Source organism: Massilia sp. CCM 8734, from assembly GCF_011682155.1.
In the GTDB taxonomy this organism is placed as follows: Bacteria; Pseudomonadota; Gammaproteobacteria; order Burkholderiales; family Burkholderiaceae_D; genus Telluria_A; species Telluria_A rubra.
Window position 1 is genome coordinate 1 of the sequence record NZ_WHJI01000182.1, and the last position, 569, is coordinate 569.

The window sequence follows — 569 nt, forward strand, 5'->3', positions numbered from 1 at the left end:
CATGTTTCCGGTCACACGGACAGACAGTAGGGGCGGCACAACGCCGTCCGCTAAAAATGCAGACTTGCGCACTTCATGTCAGCGGCCTCGATTAGGAGGTCAACTGCGGGGCACTAGGTTTTCATCGATACTCGTCCGGTTGCAGGTAGACAATGCCGTCGACGGGCACGACCTTGAGCCCGGCCGCTGCGAGCAGACGCGCGCAGTAACTGAGCTGCCCGCCCGATTTCGCACGAGAAATGGACGATTCGTGCATACCCATTCGGTCCGCAATAGCGGTAGCCGTTGTTTTATTGATAAAATGCAAGATTGTCGTAAAGTTCTTGCGTGACTGGTCGGCAATTTCCGGGGATACTTGGGCCAAGTCGGCAAGTTGGCTTTTGCTAAACTCGACATCGCACGGGTCCGTATCCATGACAGGGTTGTTAGGCATGGAGAAATACTATGCTGCATGGGTAAAAAATTGATAAAGTACCGGCGGTAGGCAGGAATGAGATGGGCGAAAAGATCCGTGTCGAGTTGGGCAAGTAAATTTGCCGCCACGTGCAACAAGCTTAGCGCATGTGGAC

General features: G+C 53.6%; 1 protein-coding gene. It reads right to left on the bottom strand.

Annotated features, from left to right (window positions below):
- Positions 1 to 121 precede the first annotated feature (121 nt).
- Positions 122 to 415, bottom strand: coding sequence for a hypothetical protein (locus F2P46_RS36160; RefSeq protein WP_166899325.1), 294 nt, complete (start codon positions 413 to 415; stop codon positions 122 to 124).
- Between the last annotated feature and the right edge of the window lie 154 nt (positions 416 to 569).

What these genes read in the sequence shown, in the direction of transcription:
- F2P46_RS36160 (WP_166899325.1), bottom strand. Translation starts at nt 415, where the DNA reads ATGGATACGGACCCGTGCGATGTCGAGTTTAGCAAAAGCCAACTTGCC.